General features: G+C 53.9%; 25 protein-coding genes and 3 tRNA genes. 18 read left to right on the top strand and 10 right to left on the bottom strand.

Annotated features, from left to right (window positions below):
- Positions 1 to 537: 537 nt before the first annotated feature.
- Positions 538 to 1,749, top strand: a complete 1,212-nt coding sequence (locus tag PAGR_RS12065; RefSeq protein ID WP_014593617.1) for a diguanylate phosphodiesterase — start codon at positions 538 to 540, stop codon at positions 1,747 to 1,749.
- Positions 1,750 to 1,978: 229 nt separating this feature from the next.
- Positions 1,979 to 2,212, top strand: coding sequence for a DUF4060 family protein (locus PAGR_RS12070; protein WP_006119000.1), 234 nt, complete (start codon positions 1,979 to 1,981; stop codon positions 2,210 to 2,212).
- A gap of 32 nt (positions 2,213 to 2,244) precedes the next feature.
- Here the strand turns inward: PAGR_RS12070 and anmK are convergent, their stop codons facing one another.
- Positions 2,245 to 3,381 carry an anhydro-N-acetylmuramic acid kinase gene (gene anmK / locus PAGR_RS12075; protein ID WP_014605944.1) on the bottom strand — a complete coding sequence of 379 codons (1,137 nt, stop codon included), beginning with the start codon at positions 3,379 to 3,381 and terminating at the stop codon, positions 2,245 to 2,247.
- Positions 3,382 to 3,665: 284 nt separating this feature from the next.
- On the opposite strand from anmK, the gene slyB reads away from it, so the two are divergent.
- On the top strand, positions 3,666 to 4,133 hold the full coding sequence (gene slyB / locus PAGR_RS12080) for an outer membrane lipoprotein SlyB (RefSeq protein ID WP_013025623.1): 468 nt from the start codon (positions 3,666 to 3,668) through the stop codon (positions 4,131 to 4,133).
- Between the two features lie 44 nt (positions 4,134 to 4,177).
- Here slyB and slyA read toward each other — a convergent pair whose 3' ends face one another.
- On the bottom strand, positions 4,178 to 4,615 hold the full coding sequence (gene slyA / locus PAGR_RS12085; protein ID WP_013025622.1) for a transcriptional regulator SlyA: 438 nt from the start codon (positions 4,613 to 4,615) through the stop codon (positions 4,178 to 4,180).
- Between the two features lie 141 nt (positions 4,616 to 4,756).
- On the opposite strand from slyA, the gene PAGR_RS12090 reads away from it, so the two are divergent.
- The 3 genes from PAGR_RS12090 to PAGR_RS12100 are packed head-to-tail and all read left to right on the top strand — an operon-like array spanning position 4,757 to position 7,859.
- A complete protein-coding gene (locus PAGR_RS12090; RefSeq protein WP_013025621.1) occupies positions 4,757 to 4,999 on the top strand; it encodes a DUF1656 domain-containing protein in 243 nt (80 codons plus the stop codon).
- Between the two features lie 5 nt (positions 5,000 to 5,004).
- Positions 5,005 to 5,862, top strand: coding sequence for an HlyD family secretion protein (locus PAGR_RS12095; protein ID WP_196492565.1), 858 nt, complete (start codon positions 5,005 to 5,007; stop codon positions 5,860 to 5,862).
- Entirely contained in the window at positions 5,859 to 7,859 is a 2,001-nt protein-coding gene (locus tag PAGR_RS12100; protein ID WP_014605946.1) for an FUSC family protein, read from the top strand. The genes PAGR_RS12095 and PAGR_RS12100 overlap by 4 nt, the downstream gene beginning before the upstream one ends.
- On the opposite strand, the gene PAGR_RS12105 is transcribed toward PAGR_RS12100, so the two are convergent.
- The 4 genes from PAGR_RS12105 to PAGR_RS23165 all read right to left on the bottom strand — a co-directional run bounded on the left by PAGR_RS12105 (position 7,860) and on the right by PAGR_RS23165 (position 10,268).
- A complete protein-coding gene (locus PAGR_RS12105; protein ID WP_014593614.1) occupies positions 7,860 to 8,327 on the bottom strand; it encodes a hypothetical protein in 468 nt (155 codons plus the stop codon).
- A 136-nt stretch (positions 8,328 to 8,463) separates the two neighbouring features.
- A complete protein-coding gene (sodC, locus tag PAGR_RS12110) occupies positions 8,464 to 8,982 on the bottom strand; it encodes a superoxide dismutase family protein (protein WP_014605947.1) in 519 nt (172 codons plus the stop codon).
- An 81-nt stretch (positions 8,983 to 9,063) separates the two neighbouring features.
- Complete coding sequence (locus PAGR_RS12115; protein WP_014605948.1) at positions 9,064 to 9,960, bottom strand: aldo/keto reductase; 897 nt, start codon at positions 9,958 to 9,960, stop codon at positions 9,064 to 9,066.
- A gap of 68 nt (positions 9,961 to 10,028) precedes the next feature.
- Positions 10,029 to 10,268 (bottom strand): DUF1289 domain-containing protein, encoded by a 240-nt coding sequence (locus PAGR_RS23165; protein WP_071785158.1) that lies wholly within the window; start codon positions 10,266 to 10,268, stop codon positions 10,029 to 10,031.
- 175 nt (positions 10,269 to 10,443) lie between these two features.
- On the opposite strand from PAGR_RS23165, the gene PAGR_RS12120 reads away from it, so the two are divergent.
- The 4 genes from PAGR_RS12120 to rnt all read left to right on the top strand — a co-directional run bounded on the left by PAGR_RS12120 (position 10,444) and on the right by rnt (position 13,499).
- Positions 10,444 to 11,046: a TetR/AcrR family transcriptional regulator gene (locus tag PAGR_RS12120; protein ID WP_014605950.1), complete on the top strand. Its 603-nt coding sequence runs from the start codon at positions 10,444 to 10,446 to the stop codon at positions 11,044 to 11,046.
- 46 nt (positions 11,047 to 11,092) lie between these two features.
- Complete coding sequence (locus tag PAGR_RS12125; RefSeq protein WP_014605951.1) at positions 11,093 to 12,190, top strand: alkene reductase; 1,098 nt, start codon at positions 11,093 to 11,095, stop codon at positions 12,188 to 12,190.
- 110 nt (positions 12,191 to 12,300) lie between these two features.
- Positions 12,301 to 12,708 (top strand): lactoylglutathione lyase, encoded by a 408-nt coding sequence (gene gloA / locus PAGR_RS12130; RefSeq protein WP_013025612.1) that lies wholly within the window; start codon positions 12,301 to 12,303, stop codon positions 12,706 to 12,708.
- 119 nt (positions 12,709 to 12,827) lie between these two features.
- Positions 12,828 to 13,499 (top strand): ribonuclease T, encoded by a 672-nt coding sequence (gene rnt / locus PAGR_RS12135; RefSeq protein ID WP_013025611.1) that lies wholly within the window; start codon positions 12,828 to 12,830, stop codon positions 13,497 to 13,499.
- A 45-nt stretch (positions 13,500 to 13,544) separates the two neighbouring features.
- On the opposite strand, the gene PAGR_RS12140 is transcribed toward rnt, so the two are convergent.
- Positions 13,545 to 13,880, bottom strand: coding sequence for a Grx4 family monothiol glutaredoxin (locus PAGR_RS12140; RefSeq protein ID WP_170934913.1), 336 nt, complete (start codon positions 13,878 to 13,880; stop codon positions 13,545 to 13,547).
- A gap of 364 nt (positions 13,881 to 14,244) precedes the next feature.
- Between PAGR_RS12140 and PAGR_RS12145 the strand changes: the two genes are divergently transcribed.
- Complete coding sequence (locus tag PAGR_RS12145; RefSeq protein WP_014593610.1) at positions 14,245 to 15,066, top strand: C40 family peptidase; 822 nt, start codon at positions 14,245 to 14,247, stop codon at positions 15,064 to 15,066.
- Between the two features lie 64 nt (positions 15,067 to 15,130).
- On the opposite strand, the gene cydH is transcribed toward PAGR_RS12145, so the two are convergent.
- On the bottom strand, positions 15,131 to 15,220 hold the full coding sequence (cydH, locus tag PAGR_RS23695; RefSeq protein WP_019105306.1) for a cytochrome bd-I oxidase subunit CydH: 90 nt from the start codon (positions 15,218 to 15,220) through the stop codon (positions 15,131 to 15,133).
- Positions 15,221 to 15,500: 280 nt separating this feature from the next.
- Here cydH and purR point away from each other — a divergent pair, with 280 nt between their 5' ends.
- Complete coding sequence (purR, locus tag PAGR_RS12150) at positions 15,501 to 16,526, top strand: HTH-type transcriptional repressor PurR (protein WP_014605954.1); 1,026 nt, start codon at positions 15,501 to 15,503, stop codon at positions 16,524 to 16,526.
- Here purR and punR read toward each other — a convergent pair.
- A complete protein-coding gene (gene punR / locus PAGR_RS12155) occupies positions 16,523 to 17,428 on the bottom strand; it encodes a DNA-binding transcriptional activator PunR (protein ID WP_013025606.1) in 906 nt (301 codons plus the stop codon). The two genes, purR and punR, sit on opposite strands and share 4 nt — an antisense overlap.
- A gap of 108 nt (positions 17,429 to 17,536) precedes the next feature.
- On the opposite strand from punR, the gene punC reads away from it, so the two are divergent.
- Complete coding sequence (gene punC, locus PAGR_RS12160) at positions 17,537 to 18,739, top strand: purine nucleoside transporter PunC (protein ID WP_014605955.1); 1,203 nt, start codon at positions 17,537 to 17,539, stop codon at positions 18,737 to 18,739.
- 286 nt (positions 18,740 to 19,025) lie between these two features.
- On the top strand, positions 19,026 to 20,174 hold the full coding sequence (gene cfa / locus PAGR_RS12165) for a cyclopropane fatty acyl phospholipid synthase (protein ID WP_014605956.1): 1,149 nt from the start codon (positions 19,026 to 19,028) through the stop codon (positions 20,172 to 20,174).
- Positions 20,175 to 20,450: 276 nt separating this feature from the next.
- On the opposite strand, the gene PAGR_RS12170 is transcribed toward cfa, so the two are convergent.
- A complete protein-coding gene (locus PAGR_RS12170) occupies positions 20,451 to 21,122 on the bottom strand; it encodes a riboflavin synthase (RefSeq protein ID WP_014605957.1) in 672 nt (223 codons plus the stop codon).
- Positions 21,123 to 21,326: 204 nt separating this feature from the next.
- Between PAGR_RS12170 and PAGR_RS12175 the strand changes: the two genes are divergently transcribed.
- The 4 genes from PAGR_RS12175 to PAGR_RS12190 all read left to right on the top strand — a co-directional run bounded on the left by PAGR_RS12175 (position 21,327) and on the right by PAGR_RS12190 (position 23,097).
- Positions 21,327 to 22,700 carry an MATE family efflux transporter gene (locus PAGR_RS12175; protein ID WP_014605958.1) on the top strand — a complete coding sequence of 458 codons (1,374 nt, stop codon included), beginning with the start codon at positions 21,327 to 21,329 and terminating at the stop codon, positions 22,698 to 22,700.
- A gap of 153 nt (positions 22,701 to 22,853) precedes the next feature.
- A tRNA-Val gene (locus tag PAGR_RS12180) sits at positions 22,854 to 22,930 on the top strand.
- Between the two features lie 3 nt (positions 22,931 to 22,933).
- Positions 22,934 to 23,010: transfer RNA gene (locus PAGR_RS12185), tRNA-Val, on the top strand.
- Between the two features lie 10 nt (positions 23,011 to 23,020).
- Positions 23,021 to 23,097: transfer RNA gene (locus PAGR_RS12190), tRNA-Val, on the top strand.
- Positions 23,098 to 23,385: the final 288 nt, after the last annotated feature.

Here is a 23,385-nt window from a genome sequence, read left to right on the forward strand (position 1 = left end):
CAGACTCTGGCTGCTGAAAAAGGCGCCAGGTGCAAGATCAGAGTTGATACTTTAATCATTGTGTTTACCTCTCTCCTTCGACGTTTTGGTTAAAAAAACATGCCAAATCAGGCTACTGCTGTTTTCTTTTCAAGAGTAGCAGTCAGGGAACGAGGATAATTTGATTACCCCAGGTAACCTGAGAATAATACTCATCGGTGTCATTTATTAACGGACCATAACCTGCAAAAAAGATACGTCTATTCAATACCTAACCACTGAAGTGCTGATATAATAGAAACAATGCGTAACACGCTGGTAATGAACAGAATAATAAAAAACCTGTTTGCCCCCGCCATGGTCTGTTATCCACCCCATGGATCGATCGTGTTAAACCTTCTGTGACAACGGAACATCACAGGTAAGCGCCCCCTGTGCCGTGCTGGAGAAATGCACGGCAAGGACACATTTTGCGATGGTATTACAGCAGGATTAGGCTCCGCCTGATAAGCGATCTGGCAATGTGTGCGGTAAAAAAACAAGAATCTGGAAGACTTTATGTTGTCTACAATTATCTATCGCAGTCACATCGCTGACCATGTTCCGCTTAAGATGCTGGAGGGATTAGTCACCAAGGCTAACAAAATTAATGAATCATCCAGCGTCACCGGTATTTTATTGTTTAATGGCACCCACTTTTTTCAGCTCCTTGAAGGTCCTGAACGTGATGTGCTGGCGGTTTACGAACGTATTTGCCGCGATACCAGCCATCATAATATTGTGGAATTAATGCGCGATTATGCCCCTGCGCGACGTTTCGGCAACGTGGGCATGGAGCTGTTTGACCTGCGGCAATACGATAAAACCACGGTGCTTAATGCGGTGCTGGAAAAAGGCACCACCAAATACCAGCTGACCTATGAAGATCGGGCGCTTAAATTCTTGCGTACCTTTGTTGAAGCGCGCGAGAAAGAAAATTATTTTGAAATTCCCTCAGCAGACAGCTGGGATTTTATTCAGGATGAGGCCGAAACCCGCGAAGGTGATGTTGCCATGCTGAATCAGGAAGGCGTAAATTTTGCTTTTCAGGCCATTATTGATCCCTTTGCACGCAAAATTGTTTCCCTTGAAGCGCTGCTTCGCGGCAATCAGGGTGAAACGCAACAGCACTATTTTTCCCGCCTTGATCCGGATGATATCTACCGCAACGATTTGCACTCTAAACGCACGGCCTTTGCACAGGCAAAGGCGCTCGGCCTGGATGATATGGTGCTGTCGATCAATCTGCTGCCGATGTCGCTGGTGCTTGTTCCCGACGCGGTCGACTTTCTGCTGACGGAAATTCATGCCCACCAGCTGGTGCCGGAGCAAATTGTCGTTGAGTTTACCGAGAATGAGATCATCTCTCGTCCTGACGAATTTGCCGCCGCGCTGAAACAGCTCAAAGCCGCCGGTATCAGCGTCGCGCTCGATGATTTTGGCGCGGGTTATGCCGGGTTATCACTGCTTACCCAGATCCAGCCCGATAAAATTAAAATCGACCGCAGTATTATTAGTAACGTGCACAAGAGTGGCCCGAAGCAGGCTATCGTCCACGCGATTTTAAAATGTTGTTCATCGCTGGAAATTACCGTGATTGCAGAAGGGATTGAACAGCCCGAAGAGTGGATGTGGCTGGAAGCCGCCGGCATTTCACAGTTTCAGGGATTCCTGTTTTCCTGGCCGAAATTAAATGGCGTATCTTCCGTTTCCTGGCCCGAGCTTAAATAAACCCTGGCTCCCGCAACACAATAAATTTTCATTCTCTCTTGCCGGACATAAAACGTGCTGCTAAATATTAGTAGCACGTTTCAGATTGTGTCATTGCGCTGCAATATTAGACGTGCACGCTGTTTTTTAAATTATCGATGATGTTAAGCAGTCAGATGTTCAGTGTTAAAGACCGACGCAACGCGCCCTGTTAAGGCGTGCCCCACAGGTATAGCATTTGAGGGACTGAATGAAGCAAATCATCCGCGGTGATAAAGAACCCGTCCATATCGTTGCCGCCTCGCGCGCGCTGGAAGCCCATATGTCTCGTTATGGTGAGGGAAATAAATACCATCCGGTTATCTATTCAATTGCCTATCGCAGCAAATACTACCAGGTTGAAGTCATTACCCGGCGTGAAACCATCGTGGCAACCGTCATCACGGGCGTGCGCAAGTTAACGCATCTGCCTGGCGTGGCCTGATTCGTTTTACGCTGTTCTAAAAGGGGACAGATTCAGTCCCCTTTCCCCTGTCGCATGAACAACGGATTGGCGGGATAAATGGCGCCAATCACGCTTTTTTCGCGTGCGCCGGTGACCGCAGGCAAATTTCCGGGCAGGCCGGACAGGGTGCGAAACGCCAGCCAGGCAAACGCCAGCGCTTCCATATCATCCCCGTTGATACCGATCGTATCGGTTGTCGTCACTTCGGTACCCGCAAGATGCGCCGCCAGTCGCGCCATCAGTAACGGATTGCGGCTTCCCCCACCACAGGCCAGTAAACGATCGCATCCGTCATTGAGTTGCACCTGTTGCGCGATGCTGACGGCGGTAAATTCATTAAGCGTAGCCTGAACGTCCTGTGCGGCGATGCCGGGAAAATGACGCAGATGTTGTTCAAGCCAGCCCAGGTTAAACAGCTCCCGTCCGGTGCTTTTAGGCGGCGGCAACGCGAGCCAGGGCTCGCGCAGCAACGTATCAAGCAGGGCATGACTGACTTTGCCACTCAGCGCCCACTGGGCATCTTTATCGTAAGCTTTGCCCTGATTGCGCCATATCCAGGCATCAAGCAGCATATTGCCAGGCCCGGTATCAAACCCGCGAACAGGCTGCCCCGGGATGAGTAAGGAGAGATTCGCAATCCCGCCGATGTTCAGCACCATGCGACGTTCGGTGGCATCCATCATCAAGGCCTGATGGAAGGCCGGCACCAGCGGTGCGCCCTGCCCGCCCAGCGCCATATCACGCCGCCTGAAATCCCCCACGACCGTAATGCCGGTCGCGGCAACAATCTGATTGTGATCGCCAATTTGCAGCGTATTCGGCGCTGCGCTCTGCGGCTCATGCCATACGGTTTGCCCGTGACAACCGATCGCCGTGATATCGCCAACTTCAAGGGATTCACGGCGCATCAGGGTCAATACCGCCTCAGCAAACAGCTGCCCCAGCCGCGTATCAAGCTGCCCTAACTGCGACAGCGTCAGGGCCTGTCCCTGGCAAATGGCCAGAATAGCCTGACGCAAATCCGGTGGCATGGGATGACAGTAGCTGGCCTGCTGAGCCACCATATTTTCGTCAATGGCCGCCAGAACCACATCCACACCATCAAGACTGGTGCCCGACATCACGCCGATGTAGCGTCCTGATTTCATAGCCGTTCCTTTTCATTAAGGTGAAAATGGTGTTACGCGCGTTAAGCCTGACAAAAAATTGCGGTTAAATCCATGATTAATTTGTTTTTAATCAATAAATTGCCTGTGAGTTAACGCCTTAGAAATTTTTTTCTCATCGATTGAATCATTGTTAAAATTTAACGGTCTATGCTGGCGTCAGCCATGTTTTATACCGGCAAAGGTCAATTCTCCAGTTTTCTGTCTTATACTGTTTACAGGATTTCGCGAGAGATAGGCGCATTCTTGAATAAAGGAGTTTTCAAATGATTAAGCGTGTAATTGTGGTCGCTTTGACTGGAGTGATGCTTGCAGGTTGTAGCAATACCGATACGTTGTCGGGCGATACCTACAGCGCCAGTGAAGCCAAACAGGTCCAGAGCGTTTCATACGGTACCTTAGTGTCCGTACGTCCGGTTAAAATTCAGGGCGGCGATGACAGCAATATCATTGGCGCTATCGGTGGTGCCGTACTGGGTGGATTCCTGGGCAACACGATTGGCGGCGGTGCGGGACGCAGCCTGGCAACAGCCGGCGGTGCCGTACTGGGTGGCGTTGCGGGCCAGGGCGTGCAAGGTGCGATGAACAAAACAGACGGTGTTGAACTGGAAATCCGCAAGGATGACGGCAACACCATTATGGTGGTGCAGAAACAGGCCGCCAGCCGTTACTCTGTAGGACAGCGCGTAGCGATGGCGACCGATGGCAGCCAGGTCACCGTTTCTCCACGCTAATACAGTCACCCACCGACGCTGGTGACGGGCACTGTGCGTCGGTATTACTTTTCTTTGTTCTGTAGTTCGAGAATATTCTTCTCAAGGCGCGCAATCAGCGAGACCATCTGATTGATCTCATCGCGGCTGATACCGGTGAGAATATCGTCACGGGTAATGTCAATCACGTGTTCGACCTGCTGAATAACCGGCTCAGCCTGTTGTGTCAGCTTAATGCGTTTGGCACGGCGGTCATGTGCGCAGGTGGTTCGGGTAATCAGCCCTTTTTCTTCAAGCTGATCTAAGGTTCTGACCAGCGAAGGTTGTTCGATACCGATGGCTTTGGCTAACTGAATTTGTGACTGCTCAGGCGGTAACTGATGGATATTGTGCAGCGTAACCCAATGCGTTTGGGTTAAATCGAGTGGCTTCAGGCGTTGATCGATCAGAGCCCGCCAGATGCGCACCAGTCTGGACAGGTCCGTTCCGAGTGGGGTATCCATGTTATCTCCTTATAATTAGTCGGCTAGCTATCAGGCTGCATTGTATAGTATTTTGCAAGCCGGAAGTTAAATTACTAATCACTAAGTAGACAGTTTCGGCTGAAAATATTTCACTAACCTGTTCCAGAGTGCATCCCCATAATGGATATCATCAGCAACGGATTTCTCAGTGTTCACCCGCTTACGGAACTGATTTTCGGTGCGTCACTTTACTTTCCTCCCCTGTTTAAAGCGGTGCTGGCCGGTTTTTTTCTCTGGCTGCTGATTCACCCACTGCTGCGCGGCTGGCTCGCCTCTGGCGACGTCTGGCATCCCACACTGTTTGATCTTTCCTTATTTGTGCTGTGCGTGACGGCCTCACTCTGGCTGATGGATCACGGATGAAAACGATGAAATTTTCCGGATTAAAGTACTTTTCAACGCTGATTGTTTTTACCCTTGCGCTGCTCAGTGCCTGGTGGGCCTGGAATTACTACATGCAGTCGCCCTGGACACGAGATGGAAAAGTGCGTGCCGAGTTAGTGGATATCACGCCGCAGATTTCAGGACGCATTGTGGCATTGAAGGTGACAGATAATCAGTTTGTTCACAAAGGCGAAACGTTGTTGACGCTGGACCCCGTCCCCTGGCAAATCGATCTGAATAAAGCCGATGCGCAGCTTAGCCAGGCAAAAGCCGATCTCGCTAAAGCGCAAAACGAGTTCAGCAGGCGAAGCCGGCTGCCGCGCAATACCATTTCAGGTGAAGATCTGGATGTTGCCCGTCTGAACGCCGATGCCGCACTGGCCAGCGTGAAGGCGGCACAGGCACAGCGTGATCAGGCGCAATGGAACCTGCAGCAAACCACCCTCACCGCCCCCACGGACGGTTGGGTGAGTAATTTAACCCTGCGCCCCGGCAACTACGCCAGCGCCGGTACGCCGCTTTTTGCCCTGGTCGACAACCACTCTTACTACGTCGTCGGCTACTTTGAAGAAACCAAGCTGCGCCACATTCATCCTGGCGCCGCAGCCAACGTGGTGCTTTACAGCAGCGGCGCGCAGTTGACCGGTCAGGTAGAAAGCATCGGGCGGGCTATCTACGATCAAAGTCTGGAGGCAGATAACGGTTTACTGCCCGATATTAAACCGAACGTGCCCTGGGTTCGTCTGGCGCAACGTGTCCCTGTCCGTATCCGCCTCACATCGCTTCCCGATCGCGCGCTGTTGATCGCCGGTACAACCTGCACGATTACGATAGCACCATGAATCTCAACGGGCTGGCCTGGGGAAACCTTCCCTGGGTAAAGGCGGATCGCAATCAATGGCGCTATGCGTTACGCAATGCAGGCGCGATGTGCCTTGCGCTGAGCATTGCCTATGGTTTGAACCTGGACGAGCCTTACTGGGCCATGACCTCAGCAGCAGTGGTAAGTTTTCCTACCCTTGGCGGCGTGATCAGTAAAAGCCTGGGCCGCATCGTGGGCAGCCTGTTGGGGGCGGCCGCTGCGCTGTTGATTGCCGGCCATACGTTAAACGAGCCTTGGCTGTTCACCCTGTATATTGCCGGCTGGCTGGCGCTGTGCACCTGGGTGGCAAACCACTATCAAAACAATGTGGCCTATGGTTTTTCGCTGGCGGGTTATACCGCAGCCATTATTGCCTTCAGCTGTGTCAACCTGACGGACATCACCAGCCTGTGGGAGATTGCTCAGGCGCGGGTATGTGAAGTGATTTCCGGGCTGCTGTGCGCGGGCTTTATGATGATGCTCTTACCCAGCACCTCTGACGGCGATGCACTCATCCACGCGCTAAAACAGATGCACGCCCGCCTGCTGGAACATGCCACGCGCCTGCTGCAGGACACCCGTAATGACGAGATACGCAGCGCCCATGAAACGGTGATTGGTCAGATCCTGACCATGAACTTATTACGCATCCAGGCCTTCTGGAGCCATTATCGCTTTCGCCGCCAGAATAACGTGCTGAATTACATCCTGCATCAGCAGCTGAGACTGACCAGCGTGCTGTCCAGTCTTCGTCGTATGCTGCTGAACTGGCCCGATGCACCTGAGGCGCTGTTTGAGGTACTGAAGGCTATCATGCAGGAACTGGCCAAACCCGACTGCAATAAGTATCGTCTCGCGGCGTTGTTGCGCACGATTACGCCTGCCAGCGAAGGGGATTATCGACAGCGGGCGTTCTGTCAGCGGCTGCGCTACTTCTGCTGGATGTACCTGAACGTATTGCGCTGGATACGACTGCTGGAGCACGCCGAGGCGGATACCCGCTTTCAACCACCGGCCGTATCTGCGCTGGCCAGTGAGAGCGATAGCGCAGAGGCAGGCTGGAGTGCACTGCGCACTTTTACTGTCGTGGTCGCGGGTTGCGCATTCTGGATTACGACGCAGTGGTCTTCGGGCGCATCGGCGCTCACCTTCACGGCGATCGCCTGCGTGCTTTACGCCTCGGCTCCCTCACCCACAGGCAGCATTACGTTATTACTGAAAACGCTGTTGTGGCTGTTTGCATTTAGCTTTGTGTTTAAATTCGGGCTGATGGTGCAGTTTAATCAACTATGGCAACTGCTGGCGGTGTTATTTCCGTTGTTGCTGACCCTGCAACTGTTCCGGGTGCAGCAGAAACAGCGGGCCGCAATGTGGGGACAGTTTATTGTTTTTCTGGGATCGTTTCTGGCCGTGACCAATCCACCAGACTGGGACTACCAAACGTTCTTTGACAGCAATATCGCCAAAATTTGCGGCGTACTGCTCGCCTGGCTGGCGTTTCAGCTGCTGCGCCCCAGTTCGGATAGCCGCCGCAGCCGACGCCATATTCAGTCTCTGCGCATGGCTTTTCTCGATCAGCTTCGCCCCCGGCCCCATTTGAGTCAAAACCGCTTCGAGTCGCTGATCTATCACAAGATCGGCCAGCTCAGCAGCAGTCGGGATGAAAAAGCGCGCGTCTGGCTACTGCGCTGGGGCGTGGTCTTGCTCAACTGCTCACACCTCGTCTGGCAGCTGCGCGACTGGCCCACCGAATCCGCAGTTCTGAATCAGTATCGCGTGCGCGCGATGCAGGATCTGCAACATGTGATGAGCCTTCGCGGTGTTCAGCACCGGCAACTTGATGCGGCACTGGATGCGCTACAGACGATGACAGATGAAACGATCAGGGAAAATACCCGGGAAGCCGAAACGCTTGCCGGATTGTTGTGGCGCTTACGTTGTTCGCTGGAACAGCTGAAACAGGCCATTCCCGACTGACTACTGACAGTACTGCTGATGCTGGCGGTTAAAATCATCCTGCAGTTGCTGTACCGTTTTTTGTCCTTCGAATCGCGTCTTATCCGCCTCAGAAACCGGCTCAATAACCAGCGCTTTTTCATCCGGGGAGAAAATAAAGCGCCGGGAAATGAAGGTGCCAGTGAAGCTTTTCCCCGTGATGCCGCCGCAAATCATCACCGTATTGTGGTGATAGATCGTGGTATCTGTGAAATTGGTTTCCGTGGCGCTACGCAGAACATTTTGGCAATGCGATGCTTCAAGTTTTTGCACCACGTCCCGACTCAGCCGCTCACGGCCTTTCGCGATATGTTCACACCGAATCCGTGCAGGATTGGTATCAATGGTACGCTGAAGCTCTCGCCCGGTTTCGGTTACCAACTGCGTATCATTGGGTTTATCACAGCCTGCCAGCAGCAGGCACAGTAACCATGCGCCCTTCCATTTCATTTACCCTGCTCCTCAGGTTGTCAGGCTTTATGACGGGAATCAGTATCATAGGGGGGAATGAAGGCATGATGCTACAACAAATCTTCAACGTACGAAAAGCCATGCTGGCGGCAACCGATACCGCCAGACTGTCTGATCAGATTACGCCGCAGGCAAAGCGTGCCCCGCCGCCGCCGAGCGGTTTCGGGTGATCCGCGTGATTATCGCCGCCCACGTGAACCATCAGTGCCTTGCCTTTTATCTCACTCAAGTTTTTGATCCGGGGTGCCAGCACGGGATAGCTGGCCTTGCCCTGGTCATCCACGTAGAGCGCTGGCAGGTCCCCTAAGTGACCTTCACCGTAGGGTCCGAGATGTTTACCGGTATTATCCGGGTCCAGATGACCACCCGCCGCGCCCGCGGCCACCGTTTTCCCCTCTGATTCACCTGGTTCACAGCTGCCTTTTGCATGGACATGGAAGCCGTGGATGCCCGGTTTTAGCCCCGCCAGCATGGGCGTAAACTGCAAACCATATTGCGTTTCTTCGATCTTCACCGTGCCAACAGATTTGCCGATACCCTGCGGCGACACCTCATGAATCGTCACCTCTTCACTGGCGGCCTGGGCTGCGCCGCAGGTTAACAGCGTCAACAACGCGATAGTTTTCACTTTCATTGTGGCTCCTTAGTGCTCTGGGTTCAGCTTAAGCCTGGCCTCAGTGCGCAAAGATTGCCGCAAATTGACGAATGTTTACGCTCAGGGTACGTCGTAGCCCAGCGCTGCCTTACGAATACGGAACCACTGTTGGCGACTGAGCGACAGATCCACGGCCCCCGCCGCCTCGGTGACGCGCTGGGTTTTGCCGGAGCCGATGATAGGTAACGGCTTGCTCGGCAGGCGCATCACCCACGCGTAGACAACCTGTTCCAGACTGGATGCGCCTGTCTCCTCTCGGACCCGCGCCAGCTCGTCACGTAACGGCTGGAAATGGGGATCGCTGAACAGACGTCCGCCCCCGAGACAGGACCATGCCATAGGGCGCAGGCGCTGCTGCTGGCAGTGATCCAGCGAACCATCCAGCAGCACGTTTTGCTGAACGGGAGAGATTTCAAGTTGATTAGTGACCAGGCTAAAAGGCAGACGCGACTGCAACAGGGCAAACTGCGCAGGTGTAAAATTGGACACGCCGAAATGAAGCACTTTACCGGCCTGATGCAGTTGAAGAAACGCATCGGCAACGTCATCGGCGTCCATAAGGGGATCGGGCCGATGAATCAACAGGAGGTCGAGATAATCGGTGTGAAAAGCCTGCAGCGAACGCTCTGCGCTGGCAAGAATGTGTGCGGTATCGGTGATGTAATGGCCAATCTGATGTTCGGGTTTGGCGCGCGTCGCAATGCCGCATTTCGTGACAATCTGAAGCCGCTGGCGCAGCGAGGGTGCCTGTTTTAATGCTTCACCAAACGCCGCCTCGCAACGGTAATCACCATAAATATCGGCATGATCGACCGTGGAAATCCCCAGTGAAAGATGGTGTTCAATAAAGGCGACCCGTTGCTTTGGAGTCATGTCCCACTCCATCAGGCGCCAGTAGCCCATAATCAGCGGGGAAAAGTGAGGGCCCTGTGGCGCAATAGCTTGCGGTTGTAACATCGTGTTCTCCCTGTGACACAAAAGCGGCTGGTTGTCTGTCAGGGAGTATAACGGAAATTGCGCGGGGGTCAGAACAAGGTCGGTTGCTGGGGTTCCTGAGGCTCATCCTTATGCTGCTGACGCAGCATACGCAGGCGGCGCTGATGGCAAAGGCGCAGCACGTCACGTTTCTGGCTGTCGGTATAGCGCATCCAGTTAAAACGCTCGTCGCGGCTGCGCAGGCAACCGAGACAATAGCCACGTGAATCTGTCTGACAAATACTCCGGCATGGACTGGGAACCGGAAAAAACTCAAGCTGCTCTGCCACAACTGCCCCCGCTAAAACGTGCATCCCTCTATTGAAGACAGACTGGTGCGATTGTGCAAGAAATAATCACAACACGAACAATTTATTCACTTTCAATACGTGATGATTTAACACTCTGTGCCTGTCCCGCGATTAAAATTTGCATTAGACCGATTGGTCTACCAGGATAAACCCCATGAACAAGATGCCACAACGTCATGAAACACGTGAACACCTGCTGATAACGGGCGAGAAGCTTTGCCTGCAGCGCGGATTTACCGCCATGGGGCTGAGTCAGCTGCTGACACAGGCGGCCATTCCGAAAGGGTCGTTTTATCACTATTTCCCGTCAAAAGAAGCGTTTGGCGTTGCCCTGCTTGAGCGCTACTTTGTCCGCTACCTGCATGAGGTAGAGCAACAGTTGTCTCAGCCAGCGGGCACGGTGAGAGAACGATTGTTAGACCATTTCAGACATGCGCTTGCGGTGTTTGAACAACAGGGGCACATCGTCGGTTGTCTGAGTGTGAAACTGTCGGCTGAAGTTTGTGACCTGTCTGAACCCATGCGCGGTGCCCTGCAGCACGGTGCCAGTCATGTTATCGCGGCTTATAGCCGCGCCTTAACGACGGCACAGCAGGAAGAAGGACTGATATTGCCGCATCCGCCTGAACAGCTGGCAGAGCTACTCTATGTCTTGTGGCTCGGTGCCAGTTTGCAAAGCAAGCTTTCCCGTAAGGCACAGCCCCTGCGGCTGGCGTTTATTACCATCGAACAGTGGCTGAAAGCGCCACTGGTTTAAAAAAACCACAATTTGTAGACGACCGGTCTACTTAAAAGGAGTTGTTATGGCGAGTACTCAGCTGTTTCGTCCGCTAAAAGTTGGCGCAATTACCGTGCCTAATCGTGTCTTTATGGCCCCGCTGACGCGCTTGCGTAGCATTGAGCCAGGCGATATCCCGACGCCGTTGATGGCCGAATACTATCGTCAGCGCGCGGGGGCGGGCCTGATTATTACCGAAGCTACCCAGATTTCTTTCCAGGCCAAAGGTTATGCGGGTGCGCCGGGTTTACACACCCAGCCGCAAATCGCCGCGTGGAAAAATATTAACGAAGGTATCCACCAGGCAGGCGGACACAGTGCCGTACAGCTGTGGCACACCGGCCGTATTTCACATAACAGCGTCCAGCCGGAAGGTAAAGCGCCGGTTGCGCCTTCGGCGATACCTGCAGGCACACGCACTTCCCTGCGTGCCGAAGACGGCAGCGTGTATCGCGAAGATACCTCAGTGCCGCGCGAACTGAGCATCAGTGAAATTCAGCAAATCGTTGCCGATTTTGGTCAGGCCGCTGCCAATGCGCGGGAAGCAGACTTCGACATGCTGGAACTGCACTCCGCTCACGGCTATCTGATGCACCAGTTCCTGTCACCGTCCTCGAATCAGCGTACCGATGAGTACGGCGGCAGCGTTGAGAAACGCGGACGTTTTGCGCTTGAAGTGGTCGATGCCGCGATTGCCAACTGGTCAGCGGATCGTGTTGGTATCCGTGTCTCTCCTGTCGGCAGCTTCCAGAACCTGGATAATGGCCCGAACGAAGAAGAAGATGCACTGTGGTACATCGCTGAACTGGCGAAACGCAAGATTGCCTATCTGCATATGTCAGAACCTGACTGGGCAGGCGGTACACCTTACAGCGACGCCTTCCGTCAGAAAGTCCGTGATACCTTCCCGGGCGTAATTATTGGCGCTGGCGCTTACACCGTTGAGAAAGCGGATGATCTTATCAGCCGCGGCTTGATCGATGCCGTTGCCTTTGGTCGGGATTACATCGCTAACCCGGATCTGGCCCAGCGTTTACAACAAGATGCACCACTGAATCCACAGCGTCCCGAATCCTTCTACGGTGGCGGCGCTGAAGGCTATACTGACTATCCTGCACTGTAAAACGCAGGCAGCCGTGAGTCTTTCACGGCTGCGGTTATTCTTTGGCGATTATCGTCGCTATACTGAGTGTTTGTGTCATCCGGGGATGACGTTTTTCAAAAGAGGAAGCTATGCGTTTACTTCATACCATGCTGCGCGTTGGCGATTTGCAACGCTCCATTGATTTTTACACTCGCGTGCTGGGCATGCGCCTGCTTCGCCAAAGCGAAAACGCTGAATATAAATATACCCTGGCGTTTGTGGGCTACACCGAAGAGAGCGAAGGTGCCGTTATTGAGCTGACCTACAACTGGGGCGTTGACAGCTACGATCTCGGTAACGCTTATGGTCACATCGCGTTGGGCGTTGATGATGTTGCCGCAACCTGCGAGCGCATCCGTAACGACGGCGGTAACGTGACGCGTGAAGCCGGCCCGGTCAAAGGTGGCACCACGATCATTGCCTTTGTTGAAGATCCAGACGGTTATAAAATCGAACTGATCGAAAATAAACATGCCGGACACGGCCTCGGCAGCTAAGCCGTGAACATCAGCCCGCGCAACGCGGGCTGATTCTCGCTTCCCTTACCTGTACCTGCTGCAGACGGGGCGCTTTTTTGGCATACTACGCGCTGCCCTTTTTCTGCAATGAGATCCTGATGTCTGAATCGTCTTCCCCCAACGCACTCAATCAACGCTTTCGTGGTTTCTATCCCGTGGTTATCGATGTGGAAACGGCGGGCTTCAATGCGCAAACCGATGCGCTGCTGGAAGTCGCGGCCATTACGCTGAAAATGGATGACGAGGGTTGGCTTCATCACGACCAGACACTGCATTTTCATGTTGAACCTTTTGTCGGCGCTCTGCTGCATCCGGAAGCCCTTGCCTTTACCGGCATCGATCCCAGCAATCCGTTACGGGGCGCGGTGAGCGAATACGAAGCCTTGCATGCCATTTTTAAACTGGTGCGCAAAGGCATTAAAGATACCGGGTGCAATCGCGCGATCATGGTGGCGCATAATGCGACCTTCGATCTTAATTTTATGAATGCCGCCGCCGAACGCGCCAGCCTGAAACGGAATCCGTTTCATCCTTTTGCCACTTTCGACACGGCCGCCCTGAGCGGGTTAGTGCTGGGTCAGACGGTACTGGCCAAAGCCTGCAAAGCGGCAGGGATGGAATTTGACAGCAGTCAGGCGCACTCTGCGCTGTATGACACGCAGCAAACGGCCACGCTGTTCTGCGAACTGGTCAATCGCTGGAAACGTCTGGGAGGCTGGCCGCTGGCTCTAGCGGAAGAGGCAACAGAATATCAGGGCGCGGCGGAGTAAACGCCCGTTAAACGAAGAAAAGGCCGACGATGTCGGCCTTTTTTATTATTCCGCTTCTTTAAACTTCTCTGCGGTTTCTTTGACCAGCGGTTGTAATTCGCCACGCTGGAACATCTCAACAATAATGTCGCAGCCGCCAACCAGTTCGCCATCGACCCACAGCTGAGGGAAGGTTGGCCAGTTAGCATACTTTGGCAGCTCTGCGCGAATATCCGGGTTCTGCAGAATATCCACGTAAGCGAAGCGCTCACCACAGGCAGACAGCGCCTGAACCGCCTGGGCAGAGAAACCGCAGCTTGGCAGTTTCGGCGAACCTTTCATGTACAGCAGGATCGGGTTTTCTGCGATCTGGCGCTGAATTTTTTCTACAGTACTCATTATTGCCTTCCTTAATTCGTCACTTCGTGTTTCTTTATTGTAGCGACTTCCCTTCAGGACTGAAAATGAGATTTTCTTCCCGTTAGGGCAAACCGCCATGTTTGTTAAGTCCGCTTGCGCGCTATCCACCCGCTCATCGGGACCCAAAAGGTGAATGCATTAATAATTTGCAATAATTTTGCTGAGTTAACCTGCTGAAATTACTTATTTATGCCTGCTTTTTACCCAAGTTATTAATTAATAAAAAAAGGACTTACTGTTTTAAAAAAAACTGGACTAGAATGTCTTCGGCGCTGATCGTTGATCAGATTTTTCTTAACCTTGTCAGATATCTGTTGAACCTGACAGCTTAACCAGTAAACGGACTATGCGTTCAATTATTACGCTTCTTATTCTGGCTTTTGCGCAACTGTTCTTTAATGTCGCCTCTGCATCACCGCAGGCGCCGGTTAAGGCCAGCTTGCATAAGGTAGAGAAAAAAAGTGCGCGCGAAGATGAGCGGCGCAAGCGACGCACGGTTAAAGCTTCGGCGAAAAAAAGCCGTTCCTCCGCAGAGCAGAAATCCAGCAAAACGCTTAAAACCAGTAAAAATCCCTCTCACGCGGTTGCCTCTCACAAAACCCTGACCAAAGCGACTGATTCACACAAGAAGCTCACCAAAAAAGTGGCCGCCAACGCCACCAGCAAGAAACGCTATGGTCATCAACGCGCGGTGAAGGTGGCGAAAGCGGACAGCAAGGATACCGGCACCATCAAAATGAGCAACGCACACCGTCAGCGCTATCAAAAAGCACGTGAAACGGCGATGGCGAAACTGATGGGACAGCTGGGCAAGCGCTACCAGTGGGGCGGAAAATCGCCGCATACCGGTTTCGACTGCAGCGGCCTGGTGTGGTACGCCTACAAAGATGTGGTGAAATTTAAAATTCCGCGTACTGCAAATGAAATGTATCACCTGCGGGATGCCGCGCCGGTGAATCGGGAAGCGCTGGAGAAAGGCGATCTGGTGTTTTTCCGCATCAACGGACGTGGCACGGCCGACCACGTGGGTGTTTACCTGGGTAACGGTAAATTTATTCAGTCACCGCGTACCGGAAAGGACATTCAAATCAGTGCGTTAAGCGAAGATTACTGGCAGCGCCACTATATTGGTGCGCGTCGCGTCATGACGCCAAAAACCGTTCGCTAAACGTCACTCCTCCGTCATACCGACGGAACGCAGCCGGGACAGGGAAACCTTCCCGGCTTTTTTATTAGTTCAGAATGGCGGTAAAGCTGAACGCAATAATCATCAACAGTGCAGCCGCCGTGGTCATCAATGACAGTTTCAGATCGGTACTCATCACAACTCCTTAGGCACAATTTTAGTAGGGGTTAAGCATTTTCCCACACGCGTGGGTAAAAATCTCGTTTTATCCGTGCAGCCTTGTTAGAATCCCCTCTTTGTTGCGCAACAGCGCGCAACATCGGTTGCGTCAGCACCCTTTTCAACCGTTATTTCCTGCCCCGATGCCCCATAACCGGTCAGAAAAACGATTTTTTTGCAGAAATAACCGTCCGCTGACGCAAACGTTTAACAACATGCTTATCAACAGGTTAGATAAGCCCGGGAGTTCGATTTTCATGGCAACAATTAAAGATGTGGCGAAACGTGCAGGCGTCTCTACCACAACCGTTTCTCACGTCATCAATAAGACGCGCTTTGTCGCAGAAGATACCCGCGAAGCGGTCTGGGAAGCGATTCGGGAATTACATTATTCACCCAGCGCCGTAGCACGCAGCCTGAAGGTGAATCACACCAAAACGCTGGGCCTTTTGGCCACCTCCAGCGAGGCGCCCTATTTCGCTGAAATTATTGAAGCCGTGGAGAATCACTGCTTTGATAAAGGCTACACCCTGATTTTAGGCAACGCGCATAACGACCTGCAAAAACAGCGTGCCTACCTCTCGATGATGGCGCAGAAGCGCGTCGATGGGCTGCTGGTCATGTGTTCTGAGTACCCGGATGATTTGCTGCAAATGCTGGAAGCCAACCGCAATATTCCCATGGTGGTCATGGACTGGGGCGAATCCCGTGCCGATTTTACTGACACGGTGCTGGATAATGCGTTTCAGGGCGGTTATCTGGCCGGCCGCTACCTCATCGAACGCGGGCATCGCGATATTGGCGCCATTCCAGGGCAAATGGAACGTAACACCGGTGGTGGCCGTCATGCCGGTTTCCTCAAGGCGCTGGAAGAAGCCGGTATTCAGCCGCGTTCAGAGTGGATTGTGCAGGGCGATTTCGAGCCTGAATCCGGGTATCAGGCTATGCAGCAAATTCTGTCGCAGAAGCAGCGCCCAAGCGCGGTGTTCTGCGGTGGCGATATTATGGCCATGGGCGCTATCTGTGCCGCCGATGAAATGGGCCTGCGCGTCCCGCAGGATATTTCGGTGATTGGCTACGATAATGTGCGCAACGCACGCTATTTCACGCCTGCACTCACTACCGTGCACCAGCCAAAAGCGCAACTCGGGGAGAAGGCTCTGGAAATGTTGCTGGACCGCATTACCAGCAAGCGTGAAGAGTCGCAAACCATCGAAGTGCATCCGACACTGATTGAGCGACGCTCTGTAGGCTACGGTCCCTATCGCGACTACCGTCGTTAATCCTCGCTCAACCACTCCTGATTGAGCGTTTGCGCATCACCCAGGTAATTGAGCAACCAGCCCAATGCCGGTGATGCGCGATCTTCCGCCCAACTGACGCAGCAGGGACTTTCTGGAAAAGGCTGGGGCAAGTTAAGTTCGGTCACTTCGCCGCTGTCCAGTAGCGGGCGGGCTAAGTGCCCCGGCACCATTGCGACGCACAGCCCGGCCCGGACGCAGTCCAGCCCGGTCTGCCATTCAGGCACCACCAGTCGGCGTTGATTATCCAGAGCCCAGGTCATACGACGCGGTAACGCACGCGAGGTGTCTTCCAGCACCAGCGAAGGCCAGTTGCGCAACGCCTCATCATCTAGCCGGGCGACCTGGGTTAACGGATGTTCCCGCGCGACGATGCAGCGCCAGTTCAGAGTTCCCATATCGCGGAAAGCAAACCGCCCGCCCACCGGAATCGCCTGAGTCGCGCCTATTGCGACCTCGACTCTTCCGTCAGCCAGCGCATCCCATACGCCGTTAAACACTTCATAACTGATGTGGAGCTCCATATCCGGAAAGTGGCGATAGAAATCCCTGACGAACTGACGGGTTCGGTGCGGTTTCACAATGCAGTCCACCGCAATCGCGATTTGCCCTCGCCAGCCGTTGGCCAGTTGCTGGCACTGACGGCGCGTGGCATCCATTTTTTTGATGACGCTGCGGCCTTCTCGCACAAAATGTTCGCCCGCAGGTGTCAAAACGACCTCCCGGTGCTGCCGTTCAAACAGCGGTACCGCCAGCCAGGTTTCAAGCTGGCGAACGGTATAGCTGATGGCAGAAGGCACACGGTGCAACTCCTGGGCCGCAGCACTGAAACTGCCGCCACGCGCGACCGCATCAACCACTTCAAGCGCATATTCAGACCACATATCCTGCCTTTAAATTTTTTAACAGCAACAGGCAAATTTTACCGTTTCACAGTATGAAGTACAGCTTTTACACTGCCCCGCGTTTATCCTGCAAAAAATGAGAATCAGATGTCAGCTTCTAAAGGATTCATTCCCTATCTTGCCGTGCTTAGTATGCTGGGCTTTCTGGCCACCGATATGTACCTGCCCGCCTTCGGGGCCATGCAGCAAAGTTTTAACACCTCCGCCGGGATGATCAGCGCCAGTATGAGCCTGTTCCTGGCGGGTTTTGCCTGTGGTCAGCTGGTATGGGGACCGCTGTCAGATCGTATTGGCCGCAAACCGGTATTGCTGGCAGGACTGAGCCTGTTTGCGCTGGGTTGTGCGGGGATGCTGTGGGTGGACGACGTGGTACTGATGCTGGTGCTGCGCTTCATTCAGGCCATCGGCGTGTGCGCGGCTGCCGTGAGCTGGCAGGCCCTGGTGGTCGATCGCTATCCTCAGTCGCGCGCGAATAAAGTCTTTGCCACTATTATGCCGCTGGTCGCGCTGTCTCCTGCGCTGGCCCCGCTGCTGGGTGCCTGGCTGATTAGCCATTTTCACTGGCGCTCAATTTTTGTCGTTCTGACCGCGATTGCCGCGGCCCTGATCCTGATTACGCTGCGCCTGCCATCGGTACAAACAGCGCGCCGCCCGGCCCCGTCACAGCCCGGTTTTATGACGCTGCTGCGTTCACGCGTCTACAGCGGTAACGTCCTGATGTATTCTGCCTGCTCGGCCAGCTTTTTTGCCTGGTTGACCGGATCACCGTTTATTCTGGCAGCGATTGGCCTGTCGCCTGCTGATATCGGCTTAAGCTATATTCCGCAGACCATTGCTTTCTTAGTCGGCGGTTTTGGCTGCCGTGCGCTCCTTAACCGTTTCAAAGGGGCGCAGTTGCTGCCATGGCTGCTCATCGTCTATAGCCTTAGCGTACTGGCCCTGTTTGCCGTCGCCCTGTCAGGCTCGGTTTCACTCACCGCTTTGCTGGTGCCGTTTTGCGGCATGGCGCTGGCGAACGGGGCGATTTATCCCATCGTCGTATCCAGTGCACTTCTGCCCTTCCCCCATGCGACCGGCAGAGCCGCCGCCCTGCAGAACACGCTGCAGCTGGGCCTGTGCTTTGTCGCCAGCCTGGCCGTCTCGGCGGGCCTGACCCAGGCGCTGTTCACCACAACGCTCATCATGGCGGTGACGATTGTACTGGCGCTGGCAGGCTATCAGATGCAGCGCCGCACCGGCGCACAAACTGATATTGCCTCAACGGCACATCCCTGCCAGGATAATCACTGAGGCAACGACTTTTGTCGTCTGAGTGATCAACACGTGACGGGCCCGCCAGCGCCTCCTGTGCCGGGCCCTGATTCGCCGTACCATCATAATAACAATGTTTCACGCAGCCTCATCGCTGTGAAGGTGTCTTTGTGGGCAAATGCACTCTGCTGGCCCCTGCATTGCACCCTTTCTCTGTACGCTTAAGGTTGTCTGGCGCAAGGCGTCATCTGTGACTTTTCTCATAATCCTGAGTAACGGCTCCTGCTCTTTCTCAGGTTCTGACAGTTCTGGTGATGGAGTGGCTATGAGTTCAACATGTGTAGCAGAAGTGAATATCGAACGAAACCATTGGTACCGTATCGTTCATGAGTTATTGCAAAAAGCAGACATCGAAATCAACGGTTCCCGCCCATGGGACATTCAGGTTAAACATCCCGACTTTTTTAAACGCGTCCTGCAAAAGGGCTCCCTGGGGCTGGGCGAAAGTTATATGGACGGCTGGTGGGAGTGCGAGCGGCTGGATATGTTTTTTCATCGGGCGTTGAAACATAAGCTTGATGAGCAGCTTCCTCATCACGTGCAGGATATCGTGCGCATTGCGCTGGCGCGCCTGGTTAACCTGCAGTCGAAAAAACGGGCCTGGCAAGTCGGCAAAGCGCACTATGATCTGGGTAATGACCTTTTTACCCTGATGCTCGATCCTTACATGCAATACTCCTGCGGCTACTGGAAAGACGCCACGACGCTTGAGGCGGCACAGGAAGCCAAACTGGACATGATCTGTCGCAAGCTGCAACTGAAACCCGGTATGACCTTGCTGGATATTGGCTGTGGCTGGGGCGGTCTGGCGGCTTATGCAGCAAGAAACTATGGCGTCAGCGTACAGGGCGTGACGATCTCTGCAGAACAACAAAAGCTGGCGCAGCAACGCTGCGAAGGGCTGGATGTCACTATCCTGCTTCAGGATTATCGCGATCTGAATCAACAGTTTGACCGCATCGTCTCGGTGGGGATGTTCGAACACGTGGGGCCGAAAAACTACCCAACCTACTTTGCCACGGTCAATCGCAACCTCAAGCCGGACGGGATTTTTCTGCTGCATACCATTGGCGCGCTCAAAACGGATATGCACGTCGATCCGTGGATCGGCAAGTATATTTTCCCGAATGGCTGCCTGCCTTCTTTACGCCATATTGCCGACGTCAGCGAACCGCATTTCATTATGGAAGACTGGCACAACTTCGGCGCTGACTACGACACCACGCTGATGGCCTGGCATGAGCGTTTCCAGCGTGCCTGGCCTGACCTGGCCGGACGTTATGAAGAACGTTTCCGACGCATGTTCTCCTACTACCTGAACGCCTGCGCCGGCGCGTTTCGCGCCCGTGAGATTCAGCTCTGGCAGATTGTCTTCAGCCGTGGCGTTGAGGGTGGATTGCGGGTGGCGCGATGATTGCGCAACGCGCCGTGGCAAGGTCAATACTGTCCGGACCGAACGCGGACGGCAGCCGGTAACCCCGGTTGCCGCGTTATCTGCCTGCCCCCACCTTCGCAGACGGGAAAATGGCGATCTTAAACCGCAGTCCAGGGCTGCAGCACATTCGCGCCGGGCGTCTTCGCCCGGGCGGTTGACAATGCACAGCCGTCAGTCGTCCCGGAAAACGGCGGGCGACACGGCAACCTGCTGGCCTGTGGGCAACGCTTTGGTCACGGCTGGCGTTATTTCCCGCTATTCATCCCTATCCGTTTCGGGCTGATCGGCCTGCTCTGCCAGTGCCCTGAGCGCGGCATCTTCACGCTGGGCGAGGACGCGCTCCACCGTGTCCACAATAGCCTGAGTATGGGGATCGATTTCGATGTTAACTCTGTCGCCGAAGGTTTTGGCGCCGAGAGTGGTTCGCTCCAGCGTCTCGGGGATAAGATAAACGCAGAATTTTGTTTTGGTCACGTCGCCTACGGTCAGGCTGATACCGTCGATGCCCACAAATCCTTTGTGCAGGATATATTTCATCTGCAAAGGATCCTGAATTTTAAACCAGACTTCGCGGTTGTTTTCAGAGCGGACAATTTTGCAGATTTCAGCCGTGGTCATGATGTGGCCGGACATCAGGTGGCCGCCAATTTCATCGCTGAATTTTGCCGCCCGCTCGATATTCACCACATCGCCCTGCTTGAGATCACCAAGATTGGTCACGCGCAGAGTTTCTTTTATCAGGTCAAAACTCACCAGATCGCCGTTGATTTCGGTGACGGTCAGGCAGCAACCGTTATGGGCAACCGATGCGCCCAGCGCTAAACCCGGCAACAGGTCAGCAGGAAGCCTGGCCACATGGGTGCGAAACAGACCTTTATCTTCAATGGACACGATTTCTGCGGTGCCCTGCACAATACCGGTAAACATAGTCTTTGCCTCTACGAAATTTGTGCCAGTTTAACACAGCCATGCTTAAGTGTTAGGTTTCAACAGCCTGAGAGACAGGCGGCACAAGTCCAAAACGCATTGCGTGACAAAGATTGGAGAAATCGGTCGCGCCAGTTACACTAAGCCCTGCTTCGTCTGAAGCAGTCCTCATTTCTTTATTAATCAGATAAGTCAGGTGTTTACGTGCAGAAGTATTTAACAGAAGCGCGTCAATTGCTGGCCCTCGCGATCCCCGTTATCCTGGCTCAGGTGGCGCAAACCGCGATGGGATTTGTAGATACCATTATGGCCGGCGCCGTCAGCGCCACGGATATGGCCGCCGTTGCTGTTGGCACGTCCATTTGGCTTCCCGCCATCCTGTTTGGTCATGGTGTTTTACTGGCATTGACGCCCACCATTGCGCAACTTAATGGTTCAGGTCGCCGTGAGCGAATCGCTGAACAACTTCGTCAGGGCTTTTGGCTGGCGTTTTTCCTTTCTCTGCTCATCATGCTGGTGCTGTGGAATGCCGGGTATGTTATCCGCTCGATGCATGATATCGATCCGCTGCTGGCAGAAAAGGCCGAGGGCTATCTGCATGCCCTGCTGTTTGGCGCGCCAGGCTACCTGTTTTTTCAGGTTATGCGTAACCAGTGCGAGGGGCTATCCAAAACCAAGCCCGCGATGGTGCTGGGTTTTCTTGGGCTGATGCTCAATATCCCGCTGAACTACATCTTTATCTACGGCCATTTCGGCATGCCGGCGCTGGGCGGCGTAGGCTGTGGCGTGGCGACGGCCTCGGTGTACTGGGCCATGTTCTTCTGCATGCGTTTTTGGGTACGACGGATGCGCAGTATGCGAGACATTCGCGTCGAGAGCCGCTGGTCAGCGCCTTCACGCGTTATCCTGCAACGTCTCACAGGGTTGGGTTTGCCGGTCGCGCTGGCGCTGTTTTTTGAAGTGACCCTGTTTGCCGTGGTGGCCCTGTTAGTCTCGCCGTTGGGGATTGTTAACGTCGCCGGGCACCAGATTGCCCTGAACTTCAGTTCGCTGATGTTTGTCCTGCCGCTGTCGTTGGGCGTTGCCGCCACCATTCGCGTTGGCTATCGGCTGGGTCAGGGCTCGACAGAGCAGGCGCGGGTCGCCGCATGGACCGCGCAGGGCGTTGGCGTCAGCATGGCGGTGATTACGGCCATTTTTACCGTTACCTTTCGCCATCAAATTGCCCAGCTTTATAACGACAATCCCGCGGTGGTCACGCTGGCTGCGCAACTGATGATGCTGGCTGCGATTTACCAGATTTCGGATTCTATTCAGGTGATCGGCAGCGGAATTTTGCGCGGTTATAAAGATACGCGATCGATTTTCTTCATTACCTTTATCGCTTACTGGTTGCTGGGTTTACCTTCTGGTTACATCCTGGCACTGACCGACTGGGTGGTGCCGCGCATGGGGCCAGCCGGCTTCTGGTGTGGATTTATCGTTGGCCTGACGTCGGCCGCCGTTATGATGCTGTGGCGCGTGCGACGTTTGCAGCAGCTTCCTGCGGAATTAATTCTTACGCGCGCGTCTCGCTAACTCGCTGAACGGGCCCGAAAAGGCCCGTTACGTTCAAAAAAACGGCGCATCGCGCAGATGATGTCCATTCATTGGCAAATTTGCGTTTTTCCCCTTGCCAGCCTCTTACGCTGCCGTTAATATTCGTCCCCGCTGTCGCCCTGACAGCGTGTTGCGCTCTTAGCTCAGTTGGTTAGAGCACCACCTTGACATGGTGGGGGTCGATGGTTCGAGTCCATTAGAGCGCACCAAGTGCGTCCGTAGCTCAGTTGGTTAGAGCACCACCTTGACATGGTGGGGGTCGGTGGTTCGAGTCCACTCGGACGCACCAAATTTGATATGCGCTCTTAGCTCAGTTGGTTAGAGCACCACCTTGACATGGTGGGGGTCGATGGTTCGAGTCCATTAGAGCGCACCACTCTTTTTACGTCCTTTCTTCTTTTGCGCAACAACCCTTTTCTTGATTTACATTACCTTTACGTACTGTTTTTCGATTGGTTTTCGCATACTTAGTGATTATACTGGCCGCGTTGTCCTACTTGAAAGGTTTCAGCGACTACGTGCTTATGACGATAATAAAGATTGTTTGCGCAACAACGTCCCGGTGGTTAACCAAGCTAACCACGCAACTTCCCTGCACGCCTGGCCTTCGTCACCTATTCTTATCCTGTACTGCCCTTTTCGATTTCAACCAGAGTTCTCATTT

Source organism: Pantoea ananatis PA13, from assembly GCF_000233595.1.
Classification (GTDB): Bacteria; Pseudomonadota; Gammaproteobacteria; order Enterobacterales; family Enterobacteriaceae; genus Pantoea; species Pantoea ananatis.

Bases quoted from the DNA above. Each gene is read 5' to 3' on its own strand.
- PAGR_RS12065 (WP_014593617.1), top strand. From the start codon at position 538: ATGTTGTCTACAATTATCTATCGCAGTCACATCGCTGACCATGTTCCG.
- PAGR_RS12070 (WP_006119000.1), top strand. From the start codon at position 1,979: ATGAAGCAAATCATCCGCGGTGATAAAGAACCCGTCCATATCGTTGCC.
- anmK (WP_014605944.1), bottom strand. From the start codon at position 3,381: ATGAAATCAGGACGCTACATCGGCGTGATGTCGGGCACCAGTCTTGAT.
- slyB (WP_013025623.1), top strand. From the start codon at position 3,666: ATGATTAAGCGTGTAATTGTGGTCGCTTTGACTGGAGTGATGCTTGCA.
- slyA (WP_013025622.1), bottom strand. From the start codon at position 4,615: ATGGATACCCCACTCGGAACGGACCTGTCCAGACTGGTGCGCATCTGG.
- PAGR_RS12090 (WP_013025621.1), top strand. From the start codon at position 4,757: ATGGATATCATCAGCAACGGATTTCTCAGTGTTCACCCGCTTACGGAA.
- PAGR_RS12095 (WP_196492565.1), top strand. From the start codon at position 5,005: ATGAAATTTTCCGGATTAAAGTACTTTTCAACGCTGATTGTTTTTACC.
- PAGR_RS12100 (WP_014605946.1), top strand. From the start codon at position 5,859: ATGAATCTCAACGGGCTGGCCTGGGGAAACCTTCCCTGGGTAAAGGCG.
- PAGR_RS12105 (WP_014593614.1), bottom strand. From the start codon at position 8,327: ATGAAATGGAAGGGCGCATGGTTACTGTGCCTGCTGCTGGCAGGCTGT.
- sodC (WP_014605947.1), bottom strand. From the start codon at position 8,982: ATGAAAGTGAAAACTATCGCGTTGTTGACGCTGTTAACCTGCGGCGCA.
- PAGR_RS12115 (WP_014605948.1), bottom strand. From the start codon at position 9,960: ATGTTACAACCGCAAGCTATTGCGCCACAGGGCCCTCACTTTTCCCCG.
- PAGR_RS12120 (WP_014605950.1), top strand. From the start codon at position 10,444: ATGAACAAGATGCCACAACGTCATGAAACACGTGAACACCTGCTGATA.
- PAGR_RS12125 (WP_014605951.1), top strand. From the start codon at position 11,093: ATGGCGAGTACTCAGCTGTTTCGTCCGCTAAAAGTTGGCGCAATTACC.
- gloA (WP_013025612.1), top strand. From the start codon at position 12,301: ATGCGTTTACTTCATACCATGCTGCGCGTTGGCGATTTGCAACGCTCC.
- rnt (WP_013025611.1), top strand. From the start codon at position 12,828: ATGTCTGAATCGTCTTCCCCCAACGCACTCAATCAACGCTTTCGTGGT.
- PAGR_RS12145 (WP_014593610.1), top strand. From the start codon at position 14,245: ATGCGTTCAATTATTACGCTTCTTATTCTGGCTTTTGCGCAACTGTTC.
- cydH (WP_019105306.1), bottom strand. From the start codon at position 15,220: ATGAGTACCGATCTGAAACTGTCATTGATGACCACGGCGGCTGCACTG.
- purR (WP_014605954.1), top strand. From the start codon at position 15,501: ATGGCAACAATTAAAGATGTGGCGAAACGTGCAGGCGTCTCTACCACA.
- punR (WP_013025606.1), bottom strand. From the start codon at position 17,428: ATGTGGTCTGAATATGCGCTTGAAGTGGTTGATGCGGTCGCGCGTGGC.
- punC (WP_014605955.1), top strand. From the start codon at position 17,537: ATGTCAGCTTCTAAAGGATTCATTCCCTATCTTGCCGTGCTTAGTATG.
- cfa (WP_014605956.1), top strand. From the start codon at position 19,026: ATGAGTTCAACATGTGTAGCAGAAGTGAATATCGAACGAAACCATTGG.
- PAGR_RS12170 (WP_014605957.1), bottom strand. From the start codon at position 21,122: ATGTTTACCGGTATTGTGCAGGGCACCGCAGAAATCGTGTCCATTGAA.